Genomic DNA, 1,960 nt, shown 5'->3' on the forward strand with positions numbered 1-1,960 from the left:
TCCACGGTGAGGCGCTGCGGGGCGGTGCCGCCGGCGGGGGCGGCGGTCGCCGGCACCGGGGCCTGACGCGCTGCGTCGCGCTGCACCCTGGTGCGCGCGGGCAACCGGGTGGCAGACTCGGTTGACAGCTCAACGAGCTGCACCGGGCCGTCGAGGAGCGTTCGTGCCACCAGTCCAGCCGCCCGCCGACCACCCGCACCGCGCACGCCCCGGCACCAGGTCCGGGTCGCTGCAGCGCAGCCTGCTCGCCCTCGTCCTCGTCCCGCTCGTCGGGCTCGTGGGCCTGGTCGGCTACGCCGTGCAGGAGCAGGCCGAGCGCGCCGGCGCCGCCGCCGCGGCCACCGACGAGGTGCGCAGCGCCGTCGCCCTCGACGTCGTGCGCGCGGCCGTGGCCCAGGAGGTCGTGCCTGTGCTCGGCCGGGCCGTCCTGGGCGACCCCGCCACCGCGGCCTCCGTGGGCCTGGACGGCGCCTCGCTGGCGGCGCTGCCGACCTCCGCGGGCGCTGATCTGGGCGCCCGGCTCTCCGCCGCGCAGCGGACCACCGACGAGGCGGTCGCCGCGGCCGGCACCACGGGCGCCGCCGCGCGGGCCGCCGCGGCCGGGCGGGAGGTGCGGCGGCTGCGGGCGCAGTCCGGCGACGGCGACCTGTCGGCCGTCTTCGGCGGCTACCGCGGCCTCGTCGCGCGCCTGGCGGTCCGGGTCGGCGACCACCTGCAGAGGGCGAGCGCCGCCGGCCTCGACGACGCCGGCACCCGCGCCGTCGCCGACCTGCAGCGCATCTCGCGGGCCTCCTCGCTGGCCAGCGTCGAGGTGCCGCTGTACTTCTCCTCGCTGACGACGAGCGGCGAGGAGCGCCTCGAGGACCGCGCGGCGTTCCTGTCGACCTGGGGCGGCTACGCCGTCGCGGCCACCGAGGTGACCTCCCTGAGCTCCCCGCGCAGCGCCGCCCGCTGGACCGGCGTCGTCTCCACCCCCGAGGCGGTGCGGCTGGAGGCGCTGCTGCGCACCGCGGCGCTGCAGGACGGCTCGCTGGAGCCGGCGCAGTTCCTCGCGCTCACCGAGGCCGACAGCGCCCGCGACGCGGCGCTGGGCGCCGTCGTCGCGCGGACCGGCGCGGACGCCGTCACCGCGGCGGGCGGCCCCGCGCGCGAGGCCCGGGACACCCTGCGCGTGCTCGTCGCCGTCTGCGCGCTGCTGGTGGCCGGCACGCTGGCCGCCGCCCTGCTGCTGCGCCGCTGGATCGCCGCCCCGCTGGGCCGCCTGGCCGCGCAGGCCCGCGCGGTCAGCGACGGCGAGCTGCTGGACGTGGAGGAGTCCGGACCCGCCGAGGTGCGCACCGTGGCCCGCGGGCTGGCCGCCGCCGTCGACAACCTGCGCCGGGTGCGCGACCAGGCCCAGGCCGTCGCCGACGGCGCGCTGGACGCCGACGTCGTGCACCGCCCCGTGCACGGCCCCCTCGGGGAGGTCGTGCACGACTCGGTGCGCCGGATGGTCGGCGCCCTCTCCGAGCGCGAGCGGCTGCAGGCCGACCTGGCGCACCAGGCCTCCCACGACGCGCTCACCGGCCTGCCCAACCGGGCGCAGGCGCTGCTGCTCGTCGAGGCGGCGCTGCACCGGGCCGCCCGCAGCGGCGGCCGGATCGGGCTGCTCTTCGTCGACCTGGACCACTTCAAGGCCGTCAACGACACCCACGGCCACTCCGCCGGCGACGAGCTGCTGCGGGTGCTGGCCGCGCGGATGGCGGCCTGCCTGCGCGGTGGCGACGTCGTGGCCCGCCTGGGCGGCGACGAGTTCGTCGTCCTCGTCGAGGGCGGGGACGGCCGCGCGGCCGGCACGGCCGACGCGGCCCTGGTGGACCTCGGCCGCCGCCTCATCGACGCCGTGAGCGAGCCGGTGGCGCTGAGCGGTCGCCACGCCGGGGCGCAGGTGCGGGTGGGGGCCAGCGTCGGCCGTGCCGGC

Annotated in this window: 1 protein-coding gene; it reads left to right on the forward strand. The window is 79.6% G+C overall.

The window, feature by feature from the left end; translation table 11 throughout:
• Nucleotides 1-163: 163 nt before the first annotated feature.
• Nucleotides 164-1,960: diguanylate cyclase domain-containing protein (locus GTQ99_RS22650; protein WP_166617925.1), on the forward strand; the 1,797-nt coding region annotated here is incomplete at its 3' end.

This window comes from Kineococcus vitellinus (assembly GCF_009906315.1).
Classification (GTDB): Bacteria; Actinomycetota; Actinomycetes; order Actinomycetales; family Kineococcaceae; genus Kineococcus; species Kineococcus vitellinus.